This window comes from uncultured Victivallis sp., assembly GCF_944391105.1.
Lineage (GTDB): Bacteria > Verrucomicrobiota > Lentisphaeria > Victivallales > Victivallaceae > Victivallis.
The window spans coordinates 13,703-40,569 of record NZ_CALXSK010000022.1; the positions used below are offsets into that span (position 1 = coordinate 13,703).

At 59.2% G+C, this 26,867-nt stretch carries 27 protein-coding genes; 16 read left to right on the top strand and 11 right to left on the bottom strand.

Going from position 1 to position 26,867, the window contains the following annotated elements:
- Positions 1-3: 3 nt before the first annotated feature.
- The 7 genes from Q0K10_RS08300 (at position 4) to Q0K10_RS08330 (ending at position 7,617) form a co-directional block, all read left to right on the top strand.
- Complete coding sequence (locus Q0K10_RS08300) at positions 4-1,359, top strand: ArsB/NhaD family transporter (RefSeq protein ID WP_294505747.1); 1,356 nt, start codon at positions 4-6, stop codon at positions 1,357-1,359.
- Between the two features lie 21 nt (positions 1,360-1,380).
- A complete protein-coding gene (locus Q0K10_RS08305) occupies positions 1,381-2,079 on the top strand; it encodes a 16S rRNA (uracil(1498)-N(3))-methyltransferase (RefSeq protein ID WP_294505750.1) in 699 nt (232 codons plus the stop codon).
- Entirely contained in the window at positions 2,076-2,777 is a 702-nt protein-coding gene (locus Q0K10_RS08310; RefSeq protein ID WP_294505753.1) for a LysM domain-containing protein, read from the top strand. Before Q0K10_RS08305 ends, Q0K10_RS08310 begins: the two co-directional genes overlap by 4 nt.
- A 185-nt stretch (positions 2,778-2,962) precedes the next feature.
- Entirely contained in the window at positions 2,963-4,018 is a 1,056-nt protein-coding gene (locus Q0K10_RS08315; protein WP_294505756.1) for a substrate-binding domain-containing protein, read from the top strand.
- Between the two features lie 90 nt (positions 4,019-4,108).
- Positions 4,109-4,882, top strand: coding sequence for a type II secretion system protein (locus Q0K10_RS08320; protein WP_294505760.1), 774 nt, complete (start codon positions 4,109-4,111; stop codon positions 4,880-4,882).
- 45 nt (positions 4,883-4,927) lie between these two features.
- Complete coding sequence (locus Q0K10_RS08325) at positions 4,928-6,793, top strand: hypothetical protein (protein WP_294505762.1); 1,866 nt, start codon at positions 4,928-4,930, stop codon at positions 6,791-6,793.
- A gap of 215 nt (positions 6,794-7,008) precedes the next feature.
- Positions 7,009-7,617, top strand: coding sequence for a hypothetical protein (locus tag Q0K10_RS08330; protein ID WP_294505765.1), 609 nt, complete (start codon positions 7,009-7,011; stop codon positions 7,615-7,617).
- Positions 7,618-7,625: 8 nt separating this feature from the next.
- On the opposite strand, the gene Q0K10_RS08335 is transcribed toward Q0K10_RS08330, so the two are convergent.
- The gene (locus tag Q0K10_RS08335) at positions 7,626-8,450 is read right to left on the bottom strand and encodes an AraC family transcriptional regulator (RefSeq protein WP_294505767.1); all 825 of its coding nucleotides are present in this window, start codon (positions 8,448-8,450) and stop codon (positions 7,626-7,628) included.
- Positions 8,451-8,575: 125 nt separating this feature from the next.
- On the opposite strand from Q0K10_RS08335, the gene Q0K10_RS08340 reads away from it, so the two are divergent.
- Entirely contained in the window at positions 8,576-9,901 is a 1,326-nt protein-coding gene (locus Q0K10_RS08340; RefSeq protein WP_294505769.1) for a hypothetical protein, read from the top strand.
- Positions 9,902-9,917: 16 nt separating this feature from the next.
- Here the strand turns inward: Q0K10_RS08340 and Q0K10_RS08345 are convergent, their stop codons facing one another.
- From Q0K10_RS08345 to Q0K10_RS08355, 3 genes are read right to left on the bottom strand one after another with little or no spacing between them, the layout of a single operon-like run.
- Positions 9,918-10,679: a Nif3-like dinuclear metal center hexameric protein gene (locus Q0K10_RS08345; protein ID WP_294505772.1), complete on the bottom strand. Its 762-nt coding sequence runs from the start codon at positions 10,677-10,679 to the stop codon at positions 9,918-9,920.
- A 16-nt stretch (positions 10,680-10,695) separates the two neighbouring features.
- On the bottom strand, positions 10,696-11,553 hold the full coding sequence (gene ispE, locus Q0K10_RS08350) for a 4-(cytidine 5'-diphospho)-2-C-methyl-D-erythritol kinase (RefSeq protein ID WP_294505774.1): 858 nt from the start codon (positions 11,551-11,553) through the stop codon (positions 10,696-10,698).
- 24 nt (positions 11,554-11,577) lie between these two features.
- Complete coding sequence (locus Q0K10_RS08355) at positions 11,578-12,594, bottom strand: Gfo/Idh/MocA family oxidoreductase (protein WP_294505777.1); 1,017 nt, start codon at positions 12,592-12,594, stop codon at positions 11,578-11,580.
- A gap of 177 nt (positions 12,595-12,771) precedes the next feature.
- On the opposite strand from Q0K10_RS08355, the gene pyrH reads away from it, so the two are divergent.
- Genes pyrH through Q0K10_RS08395 form a run of 8 tightly spaced genes read left to right on the top strand, consistent with a single transcriptional unit; the run spans position 12,772 to position 20,417 of the window.
- Complete coding sequence (gene pyrH, locus Q0K10_RS08360) at positions 12,772-13,491, top strand: UMP kinase (protein ID WP_294505779.1); 720 nt, start codon at positions 12,772-12,774, stop codon at positions 13,489-13,491.
- A 10-nt stretch (positions 13,492-13,501) separates the two neighbouring features.
- Entirely contained in the window at positions 13,502-14,332 is an 831-nt protein-coding gene (lpxA, locus tag Q0K10_RS08365; protein WP_294505782.1) for an acyl-ACP--UDP-N-acetylglucosamine O-acyltransferase, read from the top strand.
- 14 nt (positions 14,333-14,346) lie between these two features.
- Positions 14,347-15,558 carry an ABC transporter substrate-binding protein gene (locus Q0K10_RS08370; RefSeq protein WP_294505784.1) on the top strand — a complete coding sequence of 404 codons (1,212 nt, stop codon included), beginning with the start codon at positions 14,347-14,349 and terminating at the stop codon, positions 15,556-15,558.
- Between the two features lie 5 nt (positions 15,559-15,563).
- Positions 15,564-16,226, top strand: a complete 663-nt coding sequence (locus tag Q0K10_RS08375) for a carbohydrate-binding family 9-like protein (protein WP_294505787.1) — start codon at positions 15,564-15,566, stop codon at positions 16,224-16,226.
- Positions 16,227-16,280: 54 nt separating this feature from the next.
- Entirely contained in the window at positions 16,281-16,826 is a 546-nt protein-coding gene (locus tag Q0K10_RS08380; protein ID WP_294505790.1) for a hypothetical protein, read from the top strand.
- Complete coding sequence (locus Q0K10_RS08385) at positions 16,819-18,516, top strand: hypothetical protein (protein ID WP_294505792.1); 1,698 nt, start codon at positions 16,819-16,821, stop codon at positions 18,514-18,516. Before Q0K10_RS08380 ends, Q0K10_RS08385 begins: the two co-directional genes overlap by 8 nt.
- A 50-nt stretch (positions 18,517-18,566) precedes the next feature.
- Positions 18,567-19,523 (top strand): regulatory iron-sulfur-containing complex subunit RicT, encoded by a 957-nt coding sequence (ricT, locus tag Q0K10_RS08390; protein WP_294505795.1) that lies wholly within the window; start codon positions 18,567-18,569, stop codon positions 19,521-19,523.
- Positions 19,524-19,526: 3 nt separating this feature from the next.
- On the top strand, positions 19,527-20,417 hold the full coding sequence (locus tag Q0K10_RS08395; RefSeq protein WP_294505798.1) for a hypothetical protein: 891 nt from the start codon (positions 19,527-19,529) through the stop codon (positions 20,415-20,417).
- Between the two features lie 21 nt (positions 20,418-20,438).
- On the opposite strand, the gene argS is transcribed toward Q0K10_RS08395, so the two are convergent.
- The 7 genes from argS to rpsE form a co-directional block, all read right to left on the bottom strand.
- Positions 20,439-22,229 carry an arginine--tRNA ligase gene (gene argS, locus Q0K10_RS08400; protein WP_294505801.1) on the bottom strand — a complete coding sequence of 597 codons (1,791 nt, stop codon included), beginning with the start codon at positions 22,227-22,229 and terminating at the stop codon, positions 20,439-20,441.
- 11 nt (positions 22,230-22,240) lie between these two features.
- Positions 22,241-23,263 carry a type I phosphomannose isomerase catalytic subunit gene (locus tag Q0K10_RS08405; protein WP_294505804.1) on the bottom strand — a complete coding sequence of 341 codons (1,023 nt, stop codon included), beginning with the start codon at positions 23,261-23,263 and terminating at the stop codon, positions 22,241-22,243.
- Entirely contained in the window at positions 23,256-23,675 is a 420-nt protein-coding gene (locus tag Q0K10_RS08410; RefSeq protein WP_294505808.1) for a thioesterase family protein, read from the bottom strand. Before Q0K10_RS08410 ends, Q0K10_RS08405 begins: the two co-directional genes overlap by 8 nt.
- Complete coding sequence (gene cmk / locus Q0K10_RS08415) at positions 23,660-24,349, bottom strand: (d)CMP kinase (RefSeq protein ID WP_294505810.1); 690 nt, start codon at positions 24,347-24,349, stop codon at positions 23,660-23,662. The genes Q0K10_RS08410 and cmk overlap by 16 nt, the downstream gene beginning before the upstream one ends.
- Before the next feature lie 91 nt (positions 24,350-24,440).
- Positions 24,441-25,826, bottom strand: a complete 1,386-nt coding sequence (secY, locus tag Q0K10_RS08420; RefSeq protein WP_294505813.1) for a preprotein translocase subunit SecY — start codon at positions 25,824-25,826, stop codon at positions 24,441-24,443.
- Positions 25,827-25,850: 24 nt separating this feature from the next.
- Positions 25,851-26,297 carry a 50S ribosomal protein L15 gene (gene rplO, locus Q0K10_RS08425; RefSeq protein ID WP_294505815.1) on the bottom strand — a complete coding sequence of 149 codons (447 nt, stop codon included), beginning with the start codon at positions 26,295-26,297 and terminating at the stop codon, positions 25,851-25,853.
- Positions 26,298-26,321: 24 nt separating this feature from the next.
- Complete coding sequence (gene rpsE, locus Q0K10_RS08430) at positions 26,322-26,861, bottom strand: 30S ribosomal protein S5 (protein WP_294505818.1); 540 nt, start codon at positions 26,859-26,861, stop codon at positions 26,322-26,324.
- Between the last annotated feature and the right edge of the window lie 6 nt (positions 26,862-26,867).

Here is a 26,867-nt window from a genome sequence, read left to right on the forward strand (position 1 = left end):
GCCATGTTTCTCTCATCCGCTATGACAACCGGAGCGATCGAAGCTGCGAACGGCGCCGGAACCGGCACTCACATGTGGCTGGGGATTGCGATCTTCGTTCTCGCCTATATCCTCATCGCCTCCGAAAAGATCGACAAGACGATCGCCTCCATCCTCGGTGCGGGACTCATGGTCGCGGTCGGCGTCGCCGGTTTTTCCGAGATGCTCGGGAAAATCGACCTGAACGTGCTCGGGCTGCTCATCGGCATGATGGTGATGGTGAACATCATGGCGACCACCGGGGTCTTCGAATACCTCGCCGTGAAAATCGCGCGCCAGACGCGCGGCAACGGCGTGCTGGTCGTGCTTGAATTTCTGGCCGTAACCGCGTTCATTTCGGCCTTTATGGACAACGTCACGACGGTCATTCTGATGGCCCCGGTGACGATCCTCATCACGCAGCTGCTGCGGCTGCCGACGGCGCCGGTCCTGATCCTCGAAGCGATCTTCTCGAACATCGGAGGAACCGCGACGCTGATCGGAGATCCGCCGAACATCCTCATCGGCGCGAGCTGCGGGCTTTCGTTCAACGACTTTCTGCTGAACCTCACTCCGGTGGTGATTCTCATCGCGGCGGCGAGTCTCGCGGTCGTGCTTTTCCAGATGCGCAAGAGTCTGCGGACCTCCCCGGGCGCCGTCGCCCAGGTTCGGATGACCGAACCGAAACTCGCGATCCTCGATCCCGGACGGCTCTCGCGGTCGCTCTGGGTGTTCGCAATCGTGCTGCTCGGATTTTTCACGAGCCGGGCGACCGGGCTCGAACCGGGACTCATCGCGATCTGCGGTTCGTTCATCATGGCGCTGGTATGCAGAATCGAACTCTCCCAGATGCTCGAAAAGGTCGAGTGGAACACGATCCTCTTTTTCTGCGGGCTCTTCATGATGGTCGGGGCGCTCGAAATCGGCGGCGTATTCGAGAAACTCGGCGCCGAAATGATCGGCCTCACCCGCGGCAATTTCGCATTGACGATGATGGTCATCCTCTGGGGCAGCGCGCTGCTCTCGGCCGTGATCGACAACATTCCGCTGGTCATCTCGATGATTCCGCTCATCACGTCGATCATCCCGGAGCTGGCGGAAAAGACCGGCATGAGCCCGGACCAGGTCCGCGAACCGCTCTTCTGGGCGCTCGCGCTCGGAGCCTGTCTCGGGGGCAACGGAACACTCATCGGCGCATCGGCAAACGTGGTTGTCTGCCAGATTGCACGCCGCAACCGATATCCGGTCAACTTCCGGCAGTTCACGCGGTACGGGTTTCCGCTGATGATCCTGTCGGTGGTGATCAGTTCGATTTATCTCTATTTGCGGTACATTTACTGAAAGGCCCGGAACTTTTTCGCCATGCACACCTTTTTTACGGAAAATCTTCTCGCACCGGGAGCGTCCGCGGAACTCAATGCGCGCGAGCGCGATCACCTCTTCAAAACGCTGCGGGCGCGGCCCGGCGACGCGGTCGAACTCCTCGACGGGCGCGGCGGCCGCATGACGGGCGTGGTTCGCGAGGGGCGCACGATCGAAATCCTCACGGCGGAACGGACGCCGGAACCGGAGAAAAAACTCCATCTCTGCTGCGCCGTGCCGCGCCGTGCGAAATTCGACGTGCTGCTCAAACAGGCCGCCGAACTCGGCGTCTGGTCGATCCGGCTCATCGAGTGCGAGCGTTCGGTCGCCAAACCCGAGGGCAGCGACCGCTGGCAGACGCTGCTGCAGGAGGGGTGCAAACAGTCGAAGAACCCGTTTCTTCCCCGCATCGCCGCGCCGGTTTCCCTCGCAACGCTGCTTGGGCAGCTCAAGGCGGAACGGATCCGGGGCTTTTTCGGCGCGATCCGTTCCGCGGGGAGCTGCGCGTGCGCGGATGATGCCGATCAGTTCGCCTGGCTGGTCGGCCCGGAAGGGGGATTCACCGACGAAGAGGAAACCGCAATGCGCTCCGCTGGCGTATGCGGACTGAATCTCGGCCCATACGTACTCCGGCTCGAAACTGCCGCGGTCTGCGGACTGGCGGTACTGCGACAGAAAATGGAGGCAACGCAATCATGAGAATTCCGGCTGTGACGGGAGCGGTTCTGGCCGCTCTGCTGCTCGCGTCCGCAGGGGGGTGCGGGCAGAACGATCCCAAAAAACATCCGCTCTATCTCAAGGGGCTCCAGCTGCGGGACGAGGGAAATCCGCTTGAGGCGGAGACCTATCTGAAGCGTTACGTTGAGAAGGAGCCGGACTCGCCGCACGGGCATCTGGCCCTCGCGAGTCTCTACGATGAGGCGCTGAATCATCCGACTGCGGCGCTTTACCATTACGACGAATACCTGCGCCTCGCGCCGAAAGACGATCCCGACCGCCCGACGGTGGAGAATTACCGTCTGCTGACCCGGGCAAAACTCCTGAAGCTGCTCTCGGGCGAACCGCTGCCGGAGCTTCCGGCCGCCGCTCTCGCCGCCGAAAACCGGCAGCTGCGCAGAACCATCGAACAACTCCAGCGCTACATCCGGAATCAGAACCGGCGTCTTGCAGAACTCCGGAATACACCGGCCGCCGCCTCCGGACGGCAGCCGGCGGCCGGAACAACGGCGGGAAACCGGCTTTACACGGTGCAGAAGGGGGATACGCCCGGCAGCATCGCGCGCCGTTTCTATGGTTCCGCCTCGAAGTATCCGCGGATCATGGAGGCGAACCGCCTGACCGGAAACGGCAACCTCCAGGTCGGCCAGCAGCTCGTGATCCCCCCGGCCGAACCCTAGCGCGAAACAAAGTTCCCGGCCTGAGCCGCACTTTTTTTCATCATTTTTCAATCTGTGCTCTTGACAAGTGCACAGAAGTTTGGTATAATATTTGTGTATCGATCAGAAATACAGGATTGAACCTTTTTTATTTCGCCAGCCTGTATCTCTATTCGATACACAAAGAGGAAAACGGAATCGAAGTGATGGAAAAAACAAGTAAAAGCGATCTTCTGTACAGCCGGCTCTATCGCCGGGTGGCGGCGATGGCGGACGGCTCTCCGTTTCCGACCGTGCGGAAGCTGATGGCGGAATATGGAGTGAGCCAGGCGACGGTCGCTCCGGCGATCGCGCAGTTGAAGGAGCGTGGCTTTCTGGAAGCCGTACCACGGCAGGGTTTTTTCGTGCGCCGGAACCGGAAACCGAAACTTCTGCTCGTACAGTCGAACTGGAACAGCAGCGACCAGCGCTGTATGGCTGAACTGTTCGCCGAGGCGGCGGAACGGTCGGGATTCACGTTTGAACGGTTTCTGTTCGATTATCACCGGGAAATATGCGACTATCTGGATGAACTCTCCGCGGATGTGATCGTGGCCGATTCGATCACGAACGACCTCTTCACGCCGGAGCAGATCATGGGCATCGTCCACTCCCCGGCGCCGGTGATCCTCTGCCGCAACGCGGTGCAGGTCAGTCAAATCCACTACGTCTGCGGCGACAATGCCGCGAGCGGTTCACTGGCGGCACGTTACCTGCGCCGCTGCGGTCACACGAAGATCGGCGTGCTCCACTGCGAGCCGCATCTTCTGACGCCGGAGACAATCGTTCGCAATTTCCGATCCGCAACCGACGTTCCGGAGTGCCGGCTCACCCTGCTCGACTGCAACCTCCATTCCGGCGAAACTCCGGATAAGAAGATCCGGGAATTCGCGGCGCGCTATGCGCGTGGGGAGTATGATTTCACTGCGCTTTTCGCGGTCTCCGACCACGGGGCGCTGATCGCGCTGCGGGAGTTCGAGGCGCTCGGAATCTCGATTCCGGACGAGCTCAGCATTCTCGGCTTCGGCAACATCAAAGAACCCGGCATTGAACGGCTGACCACCATCGACACCCCCCGCGACCAGATGGTCGACGCGGTAATCCGCATGGCGACCCGTCTGGTGAACCATTCCGAAGAAACCAGGGAATATCAGGTGGACATCATGCCGAAACTGGTCGTACGAAAAACCGTCAAAGAACGCCTTGTTCCGCAACTGGTGTAAAAGTGAGTGAAGGGTTCCTCCCCTCAACAAAAACACGATGGGGAAAACCCTGCTGAATCATAAAAGGACCTTAACAGAAGGAAAAGAACGATGAAAAGAAGTGACAAAACGTACTCCATGCTTCCCGGAACACGATCAAACTTCACATTAATCGAACTTCTTGTCGTAATTGCAATTATCGCGATTCTTGCGTCGATGCTGCTCCCGGCGTTGAATCAGGCGCGCACGAGAGCCAAGAAGATCAGCTGCACGAACCAGCTGAAACAGTGGGGAATGGTTCACCACTCCTACGCGTCGGACAACAACGGATTCTTCATCTACACGGGCGCCTCCCAGTACAAGAACAGCGAAGACGGCAATGGAACGATCGAATACACCCAGCCGCTGTGCGTAGTCGGACGGTTCGCCTGGTTTGCCCTGCCGTATCAGAACAACCGCAAGATGCTGCGCTGTCCGCTCGACAATGTTACTCCGCTTTACAGCGAAAGTGAATGGGCCAATCTGGAAAACAACCAGTGGTCGACAGTCGGCAACAAAAAATGCAGCTATGCCTACAACGGCGTGTTGAATCCCGACAAAGGCTTTGGCGTTCCCCGCCGCACCGGAGAAAGGTACATCACCGGCCTCATGGTTGACGGTCGCAGCTGGGACAAATCGATTGGATTTTACAATATGCACACGCAATACTACAATTCATTCAATTTTTCGTCGGATGTGAATGTGCTCTTCTCCGACGGTCGCGTTCAGAACGCCCGGATCGGCAATCAGTACTGGTCGTTCTGGTGGGCATTGAGAACCTCTGTTACGGATTCTACAACCCTTCCCCGCAAAGGTGATGCCTGGAGCGGTACCATCACGCCCTGAGTTTCATGCTGAAATCAGAAAATTATCCAACATCAAGGAACTGAAATGAAATTTGCTTCCTCTTTCGTAACTCTATTCTCCTTATTCTCTCTCATGCTGAGCGCGGGTGACACCATCTCCCCCTGGGGGGTGTGCGCCCATTTCAACCGAGCGGACGCGGAGTTCAACTATCGCACCGACGAACAGCTCAAGCTGATGAAAGAGGCGGGAATCAAATCCGCCCGCATGGACATCGGCTTCGGATTGATCTGCCCGCGCAAGGGGGAGTTCCATTTCGAGCACATGGACAAGGTGTATGAGAAACTCCATGAGAACGGCATCACGCTTCTGCCGATCCTCTCCGGCTACGCCTGGGAGCTCCAGAACAGCCGCCCGGATGTCGTCCCGATGCACGATCACCCGGAAGAGTGGCGCAATTTCATCCGTGCACTCGCGGAACATTTCAAGGGGAAGATCAAGGTCTGGTCGTTCTGGAATGAGCCGCACGGAGGCTTCTGGCATCCGAAACCCGATCCGGAACAGTATGTCAAACTTCTGAAAATCACCTGCGAGGAGTTGAAGAAAGCCGATCCGGCCAACCAGGTCATGCTTGGCGGCATTGATGCGAATTTTCTCAGAGATGTCTGCAAACTGGGCGGGGACAAATACTTCGATCTGGTTTCGTTCCACCCCTACGGGTGGGGCGGAGACCGCAACCCGGGCTTCGACCGCGCCCTCGACGAAATGCGGGAAACGCTGCGCCGCTACGGCTGCGCCGACAAACCGGTCTGGTTCACCGAATGCGGCTCCTCCTGCGCCCGCAATGAATTCCTCGAACAGCAGCCGGAGGCGATCGCTGACGCCCTGCGGATCGCGTCGGAAAAGATCGGCCGTCCGATCGATTTCACGAAGCCGGTCAAAATCGGAGTGCCGTACCTCACCGACGTCACCACCGCCCGGGTTGAGGGAGGCCGCCCGTGGCTGCCCGACGCCGAGTTCGTCCCGGTCTCGCTGAACCAGCTCAAAAACCTCGATCCGGCGGAAATCCCGGCGGTCGTTTCCTGCGAATCAGAATCCATCGATGAAGAGTTCGTCGAGCCGTTGCGCAGCTACATCCGGCGCGGCGGAATCGCGCTCGCGTTCGGTCAGATTCCGTTCTATACGCTGCGTTACACGAACAAGTTCGGCAGCCGCGCAATGCGTTCCGCCGCAGACGAGCTCTACCCGGCATTCCGCATGGGGTGGCACGCATTCTGGACGCGGCCCGGAACGCCGGAGTCGACGTTGAACGTCAAACCCGCTCCCGGGATGGAGAAGGAGGGATTCAAAGCTTCGCTCGGCCACGTGAACCGTTACCTGAACGGCGACACCAGCGACAAAAAGATGCACTACACGCCGCTCCTGCAGTCCGTCGCGAACGGGAAGGTGGTGGGAGACGCGCTCTCGATCTACACCTACGACGACTGGAAAGGTGCGATCATCGGCAGCACGCTCATCAAATTCACGGATTTCGTCACGCCTCAGCAGCAGGCGGATCTTGCGCAGACTTTCAGCTGCCATGCGCTTTCGCGCGGTGTGCCGCGGTTCTACTTCTACGTGTTCCGGGACACCGGAATCCGTGTCGGCGAACGGGAAGACAACTTCGGAATGGTGACCCGCGACCTGCGGCAGAAGCCGTTCTACAAGGCGTTCAAGGCGATGACCGAAGCGCTCGGTTCCCGTCCGGTCTTTGTGGAAAATCTCCCGGCCCCCGAGGGATTCCGGATGATGCGCTTCAAACGCGCCGAGGACGGAAAAACGGTCTGCGCTTTCTGGTCGATCAACCCGAAAAAAGCGTACTCCGTCGAGGGCGTCGGCACCTTCAAAGACGGCAGCGTCCACTTCGTCATCGAGGATGGCGCGCCGAAAGAGTACCGCCTCACGCCGCAGTGATCCTGAAACGGACTCCATTTCCGCCGGAATCCGGATTTTTCCGGACTCCGGTGGTATTTTCCGGCCCTCCAGCCGGAATTTGAAAAATATTATTCCCATAATTTGCAAATTCCTCCCGAACCCATTTGAAAACTACGACAATCAGGATTATTTTAAAAGAGGGAATTTTCGTTTCTTTGTTGTTTCGGTATCGCAAATTTGAGCAGTAGCGCTTTATGCTGAAGAAAATCTGGACACCCATGCTCGTCGAGGAACATATCCTTGCGAGAGTGGGGAAGGAGCCTTTGAACTCCTACTATTACGCCACACACTATCCGCGCGTCTATGCCGCAGCAGAACGTCTCTTCGGCTCCTGGCGCGATGCGATCACCTCCTGCGGACTCGACTACAACGAAATCCGCAAATACAAAGCCTGGAGCCGGGAACGGATCCAGGAGGAGATCAAGAAACTGGCGGAAGCCAACGAGCCGCTCTCGAGTTTGCTTGTCCAGAACAATCACAAGGCGCTCTACATGGCCGCCGTCCACCACTTTAAAAGCTGGGGGAAGGCCATCCAGAGTTCCGGAATTTCCTATAAGAAAGTGCGCCAGCGCCGCAGCATGACTCCGGACGAAGCGAAGGAGGAGATTCTGTCGCTTTTCCGTCAGGGCGTCGACCTCGCCTATCCGAACATGCGGAAAAACCATCAGTATCTGCTCGCCTGCGGCATGAAGAAACTCGGAGAAGGCAGCTGGGTCGCCGCCCGTTACGCCTGCGGAATCCGGATCAACTACCGGCTTTCTCCAGAAAAACGCAAGCTCCAGATGGAGAACTTCTCCGCCTGAACATTCCGCTACCGGCTTTTGCGGCGGAACTCCGCGGGAGAACAGCCGTGCTTCCGGCGGAAACTCTGATAGAAATAGAGCGGAGTGCTGAAGCCGCATAATTCCGAAATTTCCTTGATCCTCAGCGGGCTTGTCGCAAGCAGATGTTCGGCGGCGGCCATGCGTTTTTCCTGGAGCATCACGATCGGAGAATCCGGGAAACAACGCTTCCAGAGCCGATAGAAGGTTCGCACACTCAATCCGCTGCCCTCGATCAGTTCCGGAATCGAAACCTGCTCCTGAAAGCGCCCCGTCAACCGGGAGGCGATGCCGCGGATGATCTGCTCCTCCCGGCTTTCGCTCTCCCGCCGCTCCTCAATCCGAACTTCCAGAAGCAGCTGCAGGACGAGGCAGTCGAGTGCATCCGCCTGCCCCGGCTCATGCAGATGACTCATGCGCTCGAAAAACTCTTCCAGAAGCTGTTCGAACCGCCCGCCCCGCCGGAACCGGAGCTTCCCTTCCGGGAAAAACGCCCGCCAGAACGACGCCGTTTCCGGCGGATAGGAGAAGAACAGTTCATCATGACGCACCGCCTTCAGCGTGGTGATCACGCATCCCGGCCAGACCGCCGACACGCGGGGAGCCGGCGGCACATCCTCCTGCAACAGGCCATTCACAATGGAGCGGCATTCCCCCGGCTCCTCCTCCCGGAGACAGAAACAGAGGAACATCTCATCAATCCGTCCGCCCGTATGGTAATAAATGTGATCCGGCATCCAGCCGACCGAACGGATCGCCGGAACTCCCCGCGTCAGACGCGGAATCGCGGCAAGCTGGTAAACTCCTTTTTTCATTCACTCCCCGATTCGGCACAAAATCGATATTTTTTGGCAAACATTGTTCTTGGAGAATCTCGCAATGTTGTCTATAATATAGATAGATCCCGAGCGGAATCAACCTCCACAAAAGGAAAAAGAACATGAAAAATGAAATTCCGACCGTCGACTTCACCCGTAAAAACGGCCTTATCCGCCGGTTGAACGGCGGTAATCTCGGTCCTCAGTTGACCCGGGGAAACATCGACAACGGGCAGAGCGTAACCGATTTTGCCGAACTGGAAGTGCCGATCACCCGGCTGCATGACGCGCCGCTCGGGAACCCGGGCATGCGGCTCGTCGACACGCAGCACATCTTCGGAAACTTCCGCGCCGACGCACAGAATCCGGACAACTACTACTTCATCGCGACCGACGACTATCTGCGCGCAATCCGTGCCGCCGGCTCGGAGATTTTCTTCCGGCTCGGCACTTCCATCGAACACACGGCAAACAACTATTTCGCGTTCCCGCCGCAGGATTTCGAGAAGTGGGCGGAGGTCTGCGTAAACATCATCCGCCACTACAACGAGGGTTGGAACAACGGATTCTCCTGGAACATCGTCTACTGGGAGATCTGGAACGAACCCGATGTCGTCAAGCAGATGTGGAACTCCTCCATGGAGGAGTACTGCCGCTTGTACGAGGTTGCCGCCAGAAAAATCAAAGCCCGTTTCCCGAACGTCAAGGTGGGCGGCCCGGTGCTCTCCTACGTTCATCCGGGCGGCAACGACACACTTGCCAGAATCTTTCTCGAATACTGCCGTGACCACCAGGTTCCGCTTGATTTCTTTTCCTGGCATCGCTACGCCTCTGATATGCAGGAGCTTTCCGTCGAACCGACGCTTGTCCGCGGAGTTCTCGATGAGTACGGATTCACAGAGACCGAACTGCATCTGAACGAATGGCACTACTGGATCGGCGGCTTCAGCAAACCCGCCTATTTCGATCCGGTCGACGGGCTGCCCGGCATCAACGCCGCCGCATTCGCCACGGCGATACTCACGGCATGGCAGGATACGCCGCTGACCATGGGGTATCACTACACCATCGGCCAGCTCTCGAACGCCTGGGGCGCCTGGAACAACTGGGGAGAACGGCTCAAACTCTTCTACACGCTCAAGGCCTTCGCGCTGACCGCCCGCTGCAAAGAACGCGTCGTCTCCACTTCGGACGACATCAATGTGCAGATTCTCGCAGGAATCGGCCCGGACGGGAAACGCGCCGTGCTCGTCTCGAACTTCAAATCCAACCGGAAGGAGATCGAGCTGCAGCTCAAAGGCGCGGAAAACACCCGCTTCTCCCTGGTGCGGATCGATCTCGACCACGACTGGGAAGAGTCCGAATGCTCCACCGATGCCCGGGGAACGGTGAAACTCCCCGGCGCCGGCACGGGACTCTCCTGCGTGATTCTGCTGCAGGAGCGCTGATGCAATCCGGCCGGGCTCAAAGCCCGGTCGGCAGATCCGCAAATTCGCATTCGAGGCCGAACACCTCGCGGATTCTCGCCATGACCGCCTTCGGACCGACCGTCTCGGTCGCATAGTGACCGAGAGCGAGCACCGGAATCCCGAGCTCGTACGCGGGATGGAACATCACGTGTTCGAGCTCGCCGGTGATCAGCAGATCCGCTCCTGCGGCCGCCGCCTGTTCCAGAGCGTCCATGCCGCCGCCGCCCGAAACGACCGCGACGCGCCGCAGCATGCGGCCGGTGTCGGCAATGAGCCGGGCGTGACCGTTCAACGCGGTTTCCAGCTCGGAAGCGAGGTCGGAGGCGGTGACGATCTTCCGGGTTCGCCCGAGAAAGCCGATATCGTAACCGTGATAGTTGCAGAACGGTTCAAGTTCAACCAGATCCGCGAGCGCGGCAAGCTGCGCGTTGTTGCCGAGTTCCGGATGCGCGTCGAGCGGCAGGTGAACGCCGTAAAGGCTGATGTCGTTCCCGAACATCGTGCGGAATCGCCGGGCGTGCATGCCGGTCCAGCGGCGCGGCTCTCCCCCCCACGAAATCCCGTGATGAACGAAGACGAAGTCGAACTTCTCCTCCGCCGCGCGCCGGAAGAGCGCCTGGCAGCCGTCCACACCGAAGAGCACGCGGTTCACCTCATCCCGTCCTTCGATCTGAAGTCCGTTGTTCGAAGCGTCGCCGGAAAAGGCGGCAAGGTTCAGTTCCCGGTCGAGATAGGCCGTCAATTCAGACCGTTTCATAACGGATTCTCCTTCTTCAATTGGTGAAAACTGTGATCGAACGGAACGCGCCGGAGAGCGCCAGAGCCAGCTCGTCGCGCTCCTCCACCGTCGCGCAGACGGCGAAGATCGACGGCCCGCTGCCGGTAATCTCCGCATTGAGCGCGCCGTTTTCGCGCAGGAAATCGCGCAGAATCGCCAGCAGCGGAAATTTTTCATAGAGCGCGAACGCCAGATCGTTGTGCAGATTCGCCGCGACGCCCGCCGGATCGTTCCGCCGCAGTGCGTCGATCAGCTTTTCGAGCCGTCCGGTGCAGTCCGACCCGATATGTTCCGGAGCGAGATGGGTGTACGCCCACTTCGCACTGACCGGAAAATGCGGATTGGCCACGAGCAGCGGCGGAGCGAAGAGCGTTCCATCCAGATACCGGAACACCTCCCCGACACCGGTCGCGACCGCGGGACGCCCATGCAGGAAAAACGGCACATCCGCGCCGAGCGTGAGGGCAAGTTCCGCAAGCGCACTCTCCGGAAGTGCTCCGTACTGATCGTTCAGAAGGCGCAGCACGGCGGCGGCATTCGAACTGCCGCCGCCCATTCCGGCGGCAACGGGAATCTCCTTCTCGATCCGGATCGTCCAGTGAGCGGGGATTTTCGCCATGTCGGAGTAGGCGAGCGCGGCACGCCCCGCAAGATTTTCGAGATTTTCCGGCAACCCCGGGATTGTGGAGGAGACCCGGATTCCCGGCACTCCTTCAAAATCGATCTCGACCCGGTCGGCCGGCGTGTCGAGCGGAAGAAACAGCGTCTCAAGCTCGTGATACCGGTCCGGCCGACGCTTCAACACCTTCAAATAGAGATTGATCTTCGACTTCGAGAGCACAGCAGCCGACATGGGACACCCCCTTTCCCGACCCGTTCAGTTCAGTTCGTTCGGGGTGCATGGGGCGAATTTGAAACCGTACTGCTCATTGTACCGCCGGGCTTCAGCCTCGATCTCCAGAGCGATCCGCAACGCGCGCAACCCGGCCTCACCGGGAACCTTCGCGTCGCAGAGGCGTCCCATGACCCGGCTCTTGTTCACGGCGAGGATGAAATCCTCCAGCTCGGCTGCGAGCGCGTTCTTCTCGTCGAGATTCACATCCTTGCGGGCGAGCCCGATCCGGTTGCGTTTGAGCACCATGCCGAAGTGCTTGCCGTAATCCATCGAGATGTAGCAATCCTCCTGGAACACGCGGAAACGGCGCATCGGCTCCTGGCTGACACGGCTGGCGGTGAGACTCGCGCAGCTGCCGTTTTTGAACTTGATTCTGGCATTGACGATATCCTCGGTCTTGCTGAGCACAGGGATTCCGACCACGTCGAACCGCTCAATTTCCGAATCGACCATGGTCAGCACGAGATCGATGTCATGAATCATCAAATCAACCACGACGCTGACCTCGGTTCCGCGGCGCGGCAGACCCGGGCGCGGCGGCGGATACTGTGCGAGCCGGTGCGCCTCGATAAACCGGGTGTTGGCGGCATATTTCTCCAGAAAATCCATCGCCGGATTGAACCGTTCGACATGGCCGACCGCCAGCACGACATTGTTCTTCCGGGCGGTGGCGACCATCTGTTCGGCAAGTTCGAGACTCGCCTCGATCGGTTTTTCGACAAGCACATGCTTGCCCATCTCCAGAAGCGGCAGGGTTGTGGCCGCATGGAAATTGGCGGGGACTGCGACACTCAAAGCGTCGCACTTTTCCGCAAGTGAGCGCCAGTCGGAAAAGACCGGCAGATTGAATTCGGCCCCCACTCTCGCGGCAGTTTCGGGCTGAACGTCGAAGATTCCAATCACTTCCGCGTTGGGGCTCTGGGCATAGAGCCGTGCATGATGTCTGCCGAGCGCGCCGACGCCGAGAACACCGACTTTGAGCTTTGTATCGCTTTCCATTCTGCTTTTCCTGTTGCGTTCCGGATTTGTTTTGTGTTCTGTTTTCAATAATATACACGTTTTTTTCATAAAAACACCTTTCCGACGCGCTTTTTCTTGGCGAAATCGGGTTTGACGGGGTATATTGCTAACAAAAGAAGAAATCCACCCCTTTTTCGGGAGTGAAAGGAGCCAGTCATGAATGAAAAATTCCGATTCAACCGGGTATTGCTGAAACTCAGCGGCGAAGCCCTCAAGGGTTCACAGGAACACGGGTACGACGCCGACGCGGTCAGAACCATCGTCGAGCGGGTCAAAGCGGTCGCCGATCAGGGCGTGGAGATCGCGCTGGTCGTCGGCGCCGGCAACATCTGGCGCGGCGTAATGGGGCGCGCCGGCGGGATGGACCGGGTCAACGCCGACTACATGGGAATGCTTGCAACCGTAATGAACGCGCTCTGCCTGCGCGATTTCTTCCGCTCCGCCGGAATCGAAGCGATCGTGCAGTGCTCGATCGGGATGGAGCCGATCGCTCCACGCTTCAACCGGGAAGAGGCGATCCGGGCGCTCGAGGCGGGAAAGATCGTGATTTTCGCGGGCGGCACCGGAAGCCCGTTCTTCACAACCGACACCACCAGCACGCTGCGGGCGCTCGAAACCGACTGCGACGCGGTTCTCAAAGCGACGAAGGTCGACGGCATCTACACGGCCGATCCGTTCAAGGATCCCGATGCGATCCGGTTCCCGGAACTGAGTTTCGACGAGGCGCTCGCCCGGCAGCTCAAGGTCATGGATTCGACGGCGTTCTCGATGTGCCGGGACAATGATCTGCCGATTATCGTATTCAACTTCTCCGACCCGGACAGCCTGGAGCGAATCCTTGCAGGAGACACCGGGGCCGGAACCATCGTAAGCTGAGAGGCGGATCATGACCGACATTCATCCAACCGCGGTCATCAGTCCGAAGGCGCAGATCGGCGAAGAGGTCAGGATCGGCCCCTATTCGATCGTTGAGGACGATTGCGTGATCGGCGACGGCTGCGTGATCGATTCGCACGTCAAAATCGCACGCTACACGACGCTCGGGCCGCGCTGCCGGGTCTACCTCGGGGCACTGGTCGGCGAGGAGCCGCAGGATCACCGGTTCACCCCCGGAACCGTCGCCTGGACGACGGTCGGAGCCGATACGACGATCCGGGAGTACGTCACGATTCACCGCTCCCCGTTCGCGGAGCGTTATACCCGGATCGGCAGCGGCACGCTGCTCATGTCGTTCGTCCACATCGGCCACGATGCGCAGATCGGCGACCGGGTCACGATCGCGAACCAGACGGCAGTCTCGGGGCATGTGATCATCGAGGATCAGGCGGTGCTTTCCGGATACATTCTCATTCACCAGTTCTGCCGGATCGGACGGCTTGCGATGGTCGGAGCGCGTACCATCATCCGTCAGGACATCCCGCCGTTCTGCATGCTTGCCGAGAACGAATGTGTCTGCGGGCCGAACGTCATCGGACTGCGCCGGGCGGGCTTCGACAGCTATGCGCGGTCGGCGATCCGGCGCGCGATCAAGACCTACTTCTTCCGCGGACTCAATGCGACCAACGCTCTGGCCGAGATCGAAGCCATGCCGATGCGCCCGCCGGAGGTCGACCATTTTGTGGAATTCATCCGCAAGACGGAACGCGGCATCATGCCGGGTGATCCGGAACTTGCCGCTCTCGGAATTCGCGGTGCGGATCCCGAGGAAAAAGAGTGAAGGAGCCTTTTGCAATGATGAGACATCTGATCGTATTGTTCACTGTTGCAGTTGCCGCGGCATTCGCGGCGGGCTGCAGGCAGGTCACGCCGCTGCCGAACCCGACCGTGCAGGGCTCGCTGAACCAGCCGGTTCGGATCGGCGTGCTGCTTCCGCTCACCGGAGACGACGCGGAGTTCGGGGAGCGGACGCTGCGCGGCATCAGACTGGCCTGTGACGAACTCAACAACGGGCGCGGGATCTCGGATCGCCGCGTCGAACTTCTGATCCGCGATACGAAAAGCTCGCCGCTGGAAGCGCGACACCAGACCGAAGAGCTTTCGGAACAGGGCATCGCCGGACTGGTCGGACCGTACAGCACGAACGAGGCGCTCGCGATCAAACCGGTTGTGGAGGCGCTCCTGATTCCGACCGTCATTCCACTGGCAACCAACGATGAGGTCACCAATGGGACAAGGATGATCTACCGTGCCTGTTTCACGGATTCCCAGCAGGGGGAGGCGATTGCGGCCTACGCGTGGTACTGGCGCAAGCTGCTGCGCATGGCGATTCTGGTGAATGTGGACAAACAGGCGACCTACTCCCGCAGCGTCGCCCAGGCGGCGGGGAAGGCCTTCGCGGAACTTGGAGGCGAGGTCGTTCATTCGGTCGAGTTCAAGGGGGACAAGGAGGAGTTCGTCAAAAAACTTCAGGAACTGGTCTCCTACGGGCCGCAGGCGATCCTGGTTCCCGGAGAACCGGGGAATTCGGGCCGGGTGGTGAAATACATCCGTGAACTCGGCTACCGCGGATTGCTGCTCGGCCCCGAAAGCTGGGACGATCCGGCCTTTCTGCGGGAGTGCGGGCCGCGGCCCGGCGACTGTGCATTCATCGGTTTTTACTCGGATGAGTTCGACCTTCCGGAGCAGCATGCATTCCGGAAGGAGTTCCGACGCACGAATTTCATCTTCCCCGGCAGTTGCGAGGCCCAGGGGTACGATGCGTTGAAACTGCTCGCAATCGGGCTCAGCCGGGCCGCCAGTGTGGAGGATTTCAATCGGAACATGCTTTCGATCCGCAATCTTCCGGGCGCGGCCGCACTCTACACGATGAAACCCGGCGGCGGAATCGACCGGACCATGTTCATCAAGACGATCCGCCCGGCCGCGACCCCGACTTCGGAAGCGGAATTCCGGCTCGGCGGAAGTTTCAATATGAGTAAGATCTACCAACTCAAGGAAGATTGAGCAACATGGGTTATCTGATTTGTCGCACTTCGACTCCTCCGGAGCTTTCTGCCGGATTCGATTCCGATGCCTGGAAGAAATGCGGGACGATCCGCGTCGCATGTTTCCGGCCGGAGGGCAGCGGCCATCGGCCGGAAACCAGACTCAAACTGCAATATGACAATGCGGGACTCTACGGGCTTTTCTCGGTCCGGGATCGTTTTGTCCGCTGCGTGGCGGAGCGTTTTCAGGACATGGTCTGCGGGGACAGCTGCATTGAGCTCTTCGTGCAGCCGGCCATCGGGACAGGCTATGTGAATTTCGAATTCAATGCCTCCGGCGTCCTGCTCGCACACCATGTCATGGACCGGCGGCGGCGCCCCGGTTCCGATGACGTTCGTCCGCTTTCCGACCAGGAGGCGGAAGGGATCCGGATCTTCCACACGCTCCCGAACCGGGTGGAGCCGGAGATTGCGGAAGCGACGGATTATGAGCTCGGCTTCTTCATTCCGTTCGCGCTTTTCGAAAAAACCCATCATGCACCGGTTCCGGTCTCCGGCACAGTGTGGCGCGGGAACGCGTTCAAGTGCGGAGACAACACGAGCCATCCGCACTGGGCATCATGGCGGCCGGTCCGCCGGGTCAACTTTCACGAGCCGGACTGCTTCGACATCCTGGAGTTCGAATAATCCCTCCGGGCAGCAAAACAGCGGCTCCACAACGCATAAGGATTCTACACAAACATGGCAAACGGATTCAGCCGTTCGATCGTCTCGCAGGCAGTCGCTCTCGCGATGGTCGAAGCCGCCCGGAAAAGCGGCTGCATCAAGGGGGCGCTGGTCGCCTCGCCCGTGCTGGCGGAGGCGGAGAAGGAGCTCTTCCTCAAAATGCTCGCCCGGCTCAATGAACGCAGGAAAAACGGCAGCGACACACTCTCCGATGATGAGATCGCTTCGCTCTTCACCTTCGTCTACGCAAAAGCCGCCGAAGCGGTTACGAATCTGGTCAACGGCCAGCCGGACAACTTCGAGCTGCTCGGCATGCTCGACGGCAAGATTCCACTCTACGCCGACGAGCGGCTGACCGGATATTTCAAGAAGCTCAATCTGGCCACGGAGTGCGCCCAGGCCTACGTCGACTGGCATGCGGCGAACGCCTCCGGGGAGCAGCTTCAGGCCTACGACCCGATGCTGCCGCTCTTTGAAGCGCTGAAATGGTGTTTCCGACTGAGTTGCACGGTCGCAGTCGAAAAACTCGAAGCCGACGGAAAGGTCGTTCCCGGTGTCTGAACGCTGGAGACGGCGGATTCCGATTCTTACGGGAGCACTGGTGCTGCTTCTGCTGGAGGCTGCGCTGTTGCCGTCCGGTCCGGTCTGGATCACGGACAATGGGAACAAGTACATGATCCTGCGCAACCTCGCGGAACACGGGACGCCCGCGATGGAGAATCCCGCAGCGGAACTCGACCCGGAAAACCGGTTCTTTCCGGACGGCGGATTCCATTTTCAGCGGCATGGCGGCAAGATTTTTTCGGTCTACCCGGAATTTTTCTCCATTCTCGCGCTGCCGGGATATCTGCTGGCCGGCGACGCGGGGCTCCTTCTGATTCCGATCGCCGGCACGCTGGCGATGCTTGCGCTCTTCCTCGCGCTGCTCGATCCGCTGCGGCTCACCACCCGAATCGAAGCGCTGCTCGCGGTACTGCTTCTCTGCGGAACGCCGTTTCTCTTCTACTCCGGAACCTTCTGGGAGATGACCGTTTCGGCAGTGTTTCCGCTCGCGGCGCTCCTTGCCGCACGCAGAAAAAAACTCTTTCTCGCGGGCATCTGGCTCGGGCTGGGACTCTGGCTGCGGGAAGAGTTTTATCTGATCGCGCTCGTTTCCGGCGCAGCAGCTCTGGTGTTCCTTCCGCGGCAGTGGCGGCGGAACATTCCGTTCGGGGCGGGATTTCTCCTCTGCGCCGTGCCGCTCTGGCTCTGGAATCTGCACAGTTACGGGCATATCCTCGGTCTGCACGGCGCGCTCTACTACACGCACAACGCCGAAACGACGCAGACACTCGCGCAGCAGATTGCGGGAGTTTTCGATGGATATTTCATCTATCTCCTCCAATTCAACTCGGGCAATCCGGAGATGGTCTGGTACTACTACCTCCTGCTGCTGCCGATGGTTCTGCTGCCCGCAGCGGGAGCGTTCGATTCCCGCCGTCTCCAATGTGCGGCGGCTGCGGCGGCCGTGGTCTCCTGGGCGGTTCTGCTCGCACTCTACTGCGGAAATCCGGAACCGGCCGCGGCGGCGGGGCTGACGGTCGGCTTCATCACGGCCTCCCCGCTGCTGGCGGGATTTTTTCTCAAATGGAGAGATCTGCTCACGCGTGGACCGTACCAGATCCGGCTGCTCACACTCGCGGCACTGCTCTACTGCGTGGTGCTTCCTCCGGTCCTGACCAGAAGCGACATCGGGATCATCTGGGGGCCGCGTCACTATCTGCCGGTCTATCCGCTCCTTTTTCTCCTGAGTTTTCTCGGATTTGCGCGGCTCGGCTGGTTGTCGCACAGGAGGCGTCTGCTGCTTGCGGCGATTCCGGCGGCGGCGCTGGTTCTGCAGCTGATCGGGATGCGCTGCCTCTTCGGAGTATCGGCCGACGCGGCCGCGGCGGAACGGGCAGTCGCTGCAAGTCGGACGGAAACGATCGTTTCCGATGTGTTCTTTCTGCCGGAGATGACACCCCGGCTCTTCTTTGAAAAGCGGTGGCTCTTCGTGAAGAACGACGCCGACCTGGAAGCGGTTCCGGAACTGCTCCGCGCCCGGGGAGTTCATGAGTTCACGCTCGTCCTTTCCCCGCGTTTCCGGCAAGTGAGCGACCAGGCGGTTGCCGCATTGCTCAAGCGAGCCCCGCTCGCAGCGCCGCCCCGGGTTCAGGAAGCACCGGGCAGCGGATTTCTTGCGCTTCTCATCGGGGAGTGTCGTTTGCAATAACCCCGATTCCTGCTATATTTATAGAAATGAATTTTAACTGGGAGACCGGAATGGATCGACTCTTCATCATAAAACTCGATAACGGCAGCACGTTCGAGGCGAAAGCCCCGTCCGGGGTCGAAGTCAAACTTCACGACACATGCGTGTTCCGTCGGGATTTCTATACCGATTCGGGAGAGATCGTGCGCGAAATCGCCGAACCTCCGGCGGAGACCGCCTGGAGCGAACTGCCCTCCATCCAGCATGTGGCCGACAATCGGGAACTCGCGACCGCGAATGATAATTATGTCCGCTCCCGCAGCGCCATGCGTACCGCGCGGGAGCTGGTCGGCAACCTCGGGCTCGCAATGAAACTGCTGAATGCCCACTATTCGCTCGACGGAAAACTTGTGGTGATCCAGTTCAGCGCGGACGGCCGTGTCGACTTCCGCGAACTGGTCAAGGAGCTTTCGCGTACGCTCTGCACCCGGATTGAACTGCGTCAGATCGGCGTGCGCGACGAAACCGGCATCTACGGCGGAATCGCCGTCTGCGGCCAGAAACTCTGCTGCTGCCGCTTCCTGAAGGAGTTCAACTCCATCAATGTGAAAATGGCCAAGGAGCAGGACCTCTCCCTCACGCCAGCAACGATTTCCGGAGCCTGCGGCCGTCTGAAATGCTGTCTCAAATTCGAGCATGAGGGGTATCAGGAGCTGGAAAAAAATATGCCCAAACGGGGCAACTGGTGCGAAACGCCCCAGGGACGCGGCCGCGTCTGTGACCGGAATCTGCTCACGCAGAAAGTCTCCGTTCAGCTTGAAACCGGCAACATCGTTCATTTCCATCGTTCGGAAGTGACGGTATTCACCCCGGAACAGCGTCCCCGCATCAGCAACGAACGCCAGCTCGGACGTAACGGCGGCAACAACAACCGCAACCGCAATCAACAGCGGACCAACCGGAACGACAACCGGCAGCCCAGACCCGAAAATGCGCAACCCGCCGAAAACGGGAAGCAGGAGAAATAACCCATGGAGCCGCATCCCGAACTCGAACGCTATGCGGAGCTCGATGCCGCCGGGTTCCTGCCCGGCGTCGGAGAAGCCGCCGCCGACTTCGAGTCGCGAATCGCCGCCATCCGCGAAGCGCACCGGCAGTTTGAAGAAGAGCTCTCGGCCAATGGGGAAGTCAAGGTTTTTCAGGAGTTTCTGCTGAAGGAGTCCGAGCGGATTCCGGCTGAAATCATCGCCGAAGCGGACGACCTGACCGGAGAGCTCTACGATTTCCGGACGGTTCACGTGCCCGGATTCTTTCTCTCGCGCGACGTCGGGCTGCTCTGGGGCGGCTGCATAATCAGCGATACGGAGTTGCCGTTTTCCTTTTTTCTGATTCGCGGGGCGTTTCGCAAACGGCAGAAATGGTTCCTCTACAACCGCAAGGAGCTGCTCGCGCATGAGCTCTGCCATTCGATGCGGCAGCCGTTGCGCGATGTACCGCTGGAAGAGTTCTTCGCCTACCGCACGAGTCCGAGCCGTTTCCGCCGTTACCTGGGCAATTGTTTCATCCGTGATTACGATGCGCTGCTTTTTGTGATTCCGGTGTTCATTCTGCTCGGCGCGGTGATTGTGCAGTCGTTTCTGCTGCCGGCACTGCCGGCCTGGCCGTTCTGGATTCTTGCGCTCGCGTATCCCGCCTATCTGCTCTACCGGAACGCCCGGGCACGCCACTGGGTGTTCAAAGCGGCAAAGGCTCTGAAGGGATTCGGCGTTGAAAAACCGATGGCCGTACTGTTCCGCTCCACAACGCCCGAGATCCGCGAACTCGGCAAACTGAAAAGCCCGGAGAGTCTCCGGGCTTATGTCGATGGGAAACAGGAGCTGCGCTGGCAGATCATCCGCCGGCGCTTCCTCCCGAATCTGTGAGGCCGCAGCGCGGCGAATGCGTCACATCGCGTCGGGGATCCCGATGGTCAGGGTACCGAGCCCGTCGGCAATGATTTCCCGTACGGCGCTCGAAAGCGCGAGCCGTGCGGCTGCGAGTTCCGGCGTCTCCGCCGCAAGCACCGGACACTCCCGGTAGAAGCTGTTGAACGCCTTCCCGAGATTGAGCAGATACTCGACAAGACCCGAGCAGTCACGCCGCTCGGCCGCAAGCTGAAGTACGCTCGGATAAAATGACGCCGTGACGGCCAGAAATTTCTCCGTCTCAGCCCCGAGCAGACTCCAATCGACCTTCTCCGGGCTGAACTCTATGCCGCGCTCCGCCGCCTTGCGCCGGATCGACTGGATTCGCGCCGCGACATACTGAACATACGGCCCGGTGTCTCCTTCGAACCGCAGCGATGCGGCCGGATCGAACATGATCGTGGTTTTCGGGTTGAATTTCAGAAGCATGAACTTCAACGCGCCAAGCCCGATGATTTCGCCGCGGGCCTTGAGCTCTTCCGGAGAAAGCTCCTCGCCACCGCGTTCCCGGCACGCCTCCATCGCAAGCGAAGCCATCTCATCGAAAAGATCGTCCGCATCGACCACCGTACCCTCGCGGCTCTTCATCTTCCCGGTCGGAAGATTGACCATACCGTAAGAGAGATGATAGAGATCCTTCGCCCAGGAGTATCCGAGCCTCTCCATGATCGTAAACAACATCTGGAAATGCAGATTCTGCTCGTCTCCGACCACCCAGATCATCGACTCGGGATGGTAATCCTCATACTTGCGCAGCGTCGTGCCGATGTCCTGCGTGATGTAGACGCTTGTGCCGTCGCTGCGCAGAACCACCTTCTTCCCGAGCTTGCCGAGGTCACAGATCACCGCGCCGTCCTCGCGCTTCGTGAACACCCCCTTCTCCAGTCCGGAAGCAATAATGTCCTTGCCGAGCAGATAGGTCTCGCTCTCAAGATAGGTGTGGTCAAAGTGAATCCCCATGCGCTCGTAGGTTTCGGCGAAACCCGCAAACACCCAGTCGTTCATCTTGCGCCAGAGCGCCCGGACCTGCGGATCGCCCGCTTCCCACTGCTGAAGCATCTTCTGAGTCGCCGCCCCGAGTTCCGTATCGAGAAACAGCTCTTCACTGCTCTTTTCCGCGAGTTCCGGGTGTGCCTCCTTCAGAGCCTTGATCTCCTCAGACAGCGCTTTATTGTAGTCGACGTAGAATTTCCCGACCAGATGGTCGCCCTTCATGCCGGTCGACTCGGGAGTGCAGCCGTTGCCGAACCGCTCGTAGGCGATCATCGATTTGCAGATATGGATTCCGCGGTCATTCACAAGATTGATCTCGATCACATCGTGCCCGACCCGTTTCAGCAGCGATCCGAGCGACATGCCCAGCGTATTGTTCCGGACATGCCCGAGATGCTGCGGCTTGTTCGTATTCGGCGCGGAAAACTCAATGAGGATTCGGCGGCGGCACTCCTCCGGCAGCTTCGCCGATGCGAGCAACGCAGTCACATCCGCCACCGAATCCCGGTAAAGCGCGGCCGGTTTGAGCGTCACATTCACAAACGCCTTGACTGCCTCGGCATGAGCCACGTCGGCATGTCCGTTCAGATATTCCGTCACCTCCGCCGCAACCGCCATCGGATTCCCGCAGCTCTTCGCAAATCGGAAACAGTTGACCGTAAGATCACCGTTCATCCCCGCGGGACACGGTTCCGGAGCGATCACGCTCCCGGCCGGAAACTTCTCATACTTCCCCCGGAGAAACCCTTCGAGGTCCGCCACAAACTTGTATGCCATCCTGCTGCCTTTCAAAGCGTCGTTTTCACCACGGTGGTCTCGCCCTCACTCTCAGGGACAATGACGTAACTGCCGAAACAGGCCGGAATCAGCGCCGTTTCGCCCGCCGCAAGGCGAACGCTCCGCTCCGGATCATCCGGTTTTCCGAGCGTAACCGCACCATTGATCGCACTGATCATGTGAAAGCTGCCGAACGATCCCGTATCATCCGACCAGAGCGATGTCAACCGCAGATCCGTCACAGTGAAGAACGGGCAGTTGCTGACCACGTCGAACTTGCGGTTGTGCGAAACATAATCGGTCACGCCGACGATCCGCGGCGAAGTACGGTTCATGAAGTTGATCGACTGAATCCCCTTTTCAATGTGCAGTTCACGCGGATTGCCGTGCGCATCAACCCGTCCCCAGTCACTGACCCGGTAGGTCGTGTCGCTGTTCTGCTGGATCTCGAGAATCAGATTGCCGCCGCCGATCGCATGCAGCGTCCCGGAAGTGATGAAATACGCATCACCCGGCAGCGACGGATAAACCTGAAGCAGATTCTCCACGTCCGGCGAATCGAGCCGGCTCACAAGTTGCTGACGCGTCGCCCTCCCCTGAAGTCCGGCAAGGATCTGTGCTCCCTTGCGCGCCGCGACGATGTACCACATCTCAGTCTTGGGCTCGGCTCCCTCGCCGATCCGGGCACAGGCCGCCTCGTCCGGATGCACCTGCAAACTCAACCGGTCACCCGCATCGATCAGCTTCACCAGCAGCGGAAAACGCTGAATCGATTTCGCGCGCCGCCCGACCAGCTCCCGGCCGTAATGCTGAAGAAGCTCATGCAGACTCTTCCCCGCCATGGGGCCGTTGGCCAGCACACTGTTCTCGTCCTCGCGGTCGACGATCTCCCACGACTCGCCGATCGGTTCCTCCGAGGCGGGAACCTCGCGGTGAAGCACCTCGGACATCTGCGTTCCACCCCAGATGCGCGCCTGATAAATCGGGACGAACTTGAGGGGATAAAGCTGATTGCTGTTCAGAAAATCACTCATTCTTGCTCTCCGGTTCAAAGGAAAACTGTCTGCACGTATCGATAAAGTCACCCGGCATACGGGTCACCTTGCGGTCGCCGTTCACGCTGACCAGAACGACATGTCCGGAAACCAGCAGCTCATCGCCACGACGAACTTCCGAGGCGATCACCATGCGCACGCCGCGCACCTCCTTCACCCATGAGCGGAATGTCAGCAGATCGTCGTAACGAGCCGGAGCGTGGTATTTGCAGTACGCCTCCGAAACCGGCAAAAACAACCCGCGCTTTTCAAGTTCACTGTACGGCAGCCCGGCCGAACGCAGCATCTCCGTCCGGCTGCGCTCGAAATACTCCAGATAGTTCGCATAATAGACCACTCCCATCTGATCGGTGTCGGCATATGGAACCCGGTACTCTATTTCATGATACATATTCCACTCTCCTGCAGCTTGCGGGCAGTCAGCCCGATGATCGTTTCCACCGCTTTGTCAAGCGAAAATCCGGTCGTATCGACCAGAATCGCATCCGGAGCTGGCTTGAGCGGAGCTACCGCCCGCTCCGAATCCTGCTTGTCGCGCGCAGCAATCTCGCGGGCGACTTCCGCAAGCGTCGCACCGTCGGGCGATTCACCATCCTGGGCAAGCCGCCGCCGCGCACGCTCCTCCGGCGAAGCCGTGAGAAAAATCTTAACCGCGGCATCCGGAAAAATCACCGTCCCGATATCGCGTCCTTCCATCACGACCATCCGCTCCCCGGCAAATCCGCGCTGAACTCCGAGCAGAAAATCGCGAACCACTGGTTGCGTCGCCACCAGACTCGCCCCGGCCGCCACCTCCGCAGTCCGCAGTGCCGCCCCGGGAAACGCCCCGTTCAACTTCAACTCATAAGCACCTGACTCATTTTCCGCATATTCGAGCTTGAGCGTATCAAGAAAACTCCGGTCAAGCGACGAGAGATCGCGACCCGCCCGGATCGCGGCCAGAGCCACGGCCCGATATAAGCTGCCGGTGTTGATATAGGCTATATTCAGTTTTTCGGCGACCCGTCTGGCTATGGTGCTCTTCCCGGATGCCGCCGGGCCGTCGATCGCAATACAATTGCTCATGAAACCATCTCTTCCAGAATATAAAAAGGACTGATTCGACCAGCCGCAACCGGTCGGACCAGTCCGACATCTCAAATGTTCGTCGCGGAAATCAGTTTCCGCTGCGGCTCCGCAACCGTCCGCTCTTCAGGAATCCCTCATAATGCCGCATCGTAAGATGGGATTCCAGCTGGCTGACCGTATCGAGCACCACGCCGACCATAATGAGCAGCGACGTACCGCCGAAGAACTGGGCAACCATGAACGGAATGTTGAAACTGCTGTACAAAAACATCGGGAACAACGCCAGAATCATCAGGAACACCGCCCCTCCGGCAGTGACACGAGTCATCGCCGTATCAAGATAATCCGCGGTCGGCTGTCCGGGGCTGATGCCCGGAATGAAAGCACCCTCCTTCTTGAGGTTGTCCGCGATCTGAATCGGGTTGAACTGATTCGCCACCCAGAAGAAACTGAACGCGAGAATCAGAACCGCATAGGCGATCATGTACCCGGTTCCATCCTGCTGAAACGTCTGCGCAAGCGTAATCCAGATGCTGCTGGCATCCGGACGATTCGCCATATAGCGGAACAAATACTCCGGCAGCATCAGGATCGCACCGGCGAAAATGATCGGCATGACGTTCGCGTAGTTGACCTTCAACGGCATGTAAGTGCTGCCACCGGTCATCTGCTTGCCGACCGTTTTGCGAATCATCTGAATCGGAACCCGGCGATACCCCTGCGAAAGAAGAATCGTCGCAGCCGTCACAACACAGAACACCACCAGCAGCAACAACAGCTGAACCGCATTGAAGCTCGTGCCGCTCGGAGTCTCTCCAGCCCAGGCCATCTGGACCAGCTCGATAACCGACTGCGGCAACCGCGAGACGATGTTGATTGTGATGATGAGCGAAACACCGTTGCCGATGCCCCGCTCCGTGATCTGCTCACCGAGCCAAGTGAAAACCATCGTCGTCGTGGTCAGCACCAGAATCGTCATCAGAATGAAGATCTGCTCATTCCCCAGAAAAAGGGGACGCCCCGGCGCCGGCAGACCAATCTTGGTCGGGTTGATCATCGCAAGCGCAACCATCATCCCCTGAACCACACAGACCAGCAGCGTCAGGTAACGGGTATACTGGGAGATCTTCTGGCGACCCGTCTCCCCCTCGCGCTGGAGCTTCTCCAGCGAGGGGATCACAGGCACCAGAAGCTGAACGATAATCGACGCGGTGATGTATGGCATGATACCGAGAGCCCCCAGCGCGAAGTGCGTAAGCGCTCCGCCGGAAAACAGGTCGATAAACGCCATCAATCCGCCGCCGTCCTTGTTGCTGGCACTCAGTTCAGCCATAAAACTTTCCAGTGCCGCCGGATCAACCCCGGGACACGGAATGCTGCTCGCAAAACGCACCAGCACAATAATCAGTGCGGTGAACATCAGGCGATTCCGCAGATCTTTCACCTTCAATGTGTTGACAAATGCCTGCAACATAACTTACCGTCTTCCCCGGTTTTTTTATTCCACGACTTCGACTTTCCCGCCGGCGGCTTCGATCTTGGCCTGCGCCTGCGCGGAGAATTTCTCCGCCTTGACGGTCAGCGCCTTCGTGATCTCACCATTCGCAAGAATCTTGATCATCTGGACCTTCTTGCCCAGAAGATTCTTCGCACGGAGCGCCTCCTGATCAACCACGTCACCCGCGTTGAAATTCTCTTCGAGAATGTTCAAGTTGACCAGCTGGTACTCGATATGATCCGGGCTGTTGAAGCCGCGCTTCGGCAGACGACGGAACAACGGAATCTGTCCGCCTTCAAAGAACGGACGCACCGACGAACCGGTACGGGACTTCTGCCCCTTCTCTCCGCGCCCGGCCGTCTTGCCGAGACCGGAGCTGTCGCCGCGCCCGACCCGCTTGCGCCGCTTCCGCGAACCGGCGTTGGGGCTGAGTTCATGCAGTTTCATAATCCAAAACTTCCTATCTGTAGATTAGTTGTTTTCCGTCGCGGGAGCAGCAACCGGCGCAGCCTGCGGCAACGCAATACCACGCCGCGCATACACTTCCTCGCGGCTCGAAAGCTGCGAGATCGCCTTGAACGTCGCCTTCGCAACATTCGCCGCATTCGCCGCACCGAGCGACTTTGCAAGCACGTCCTTCACACCGGCAAGCTCGAGAATCGCACGAACCGCACCACCGGCAATCAAACCCGTACCAGACGAAGCCGGACGGAGCAACACACGCGCTCCACCGAATTTCACCTCAATCTCATGCGGCAGCGTCTGACCGTTCATCGGAACCGTCACGAGATTGCGCCGGGCGGCCTCGCCACCCTTGCGGATCGCATCGGAAACCTCGTTCGCCTTGCCGTAGCCGTAACCGACCCGGCCGTTGTGGTCTCCAACCACAACAAGAGCGCCGAAACTGAAGTTCTTGCCGCCCTTCACGACCTTCGCACTGCGGTTGATCGAAATGACGTTCTCGTCGAATTCGCTCTGAACCGCTTCATTGACATTTTCACGTTTCGCCATGGGAAT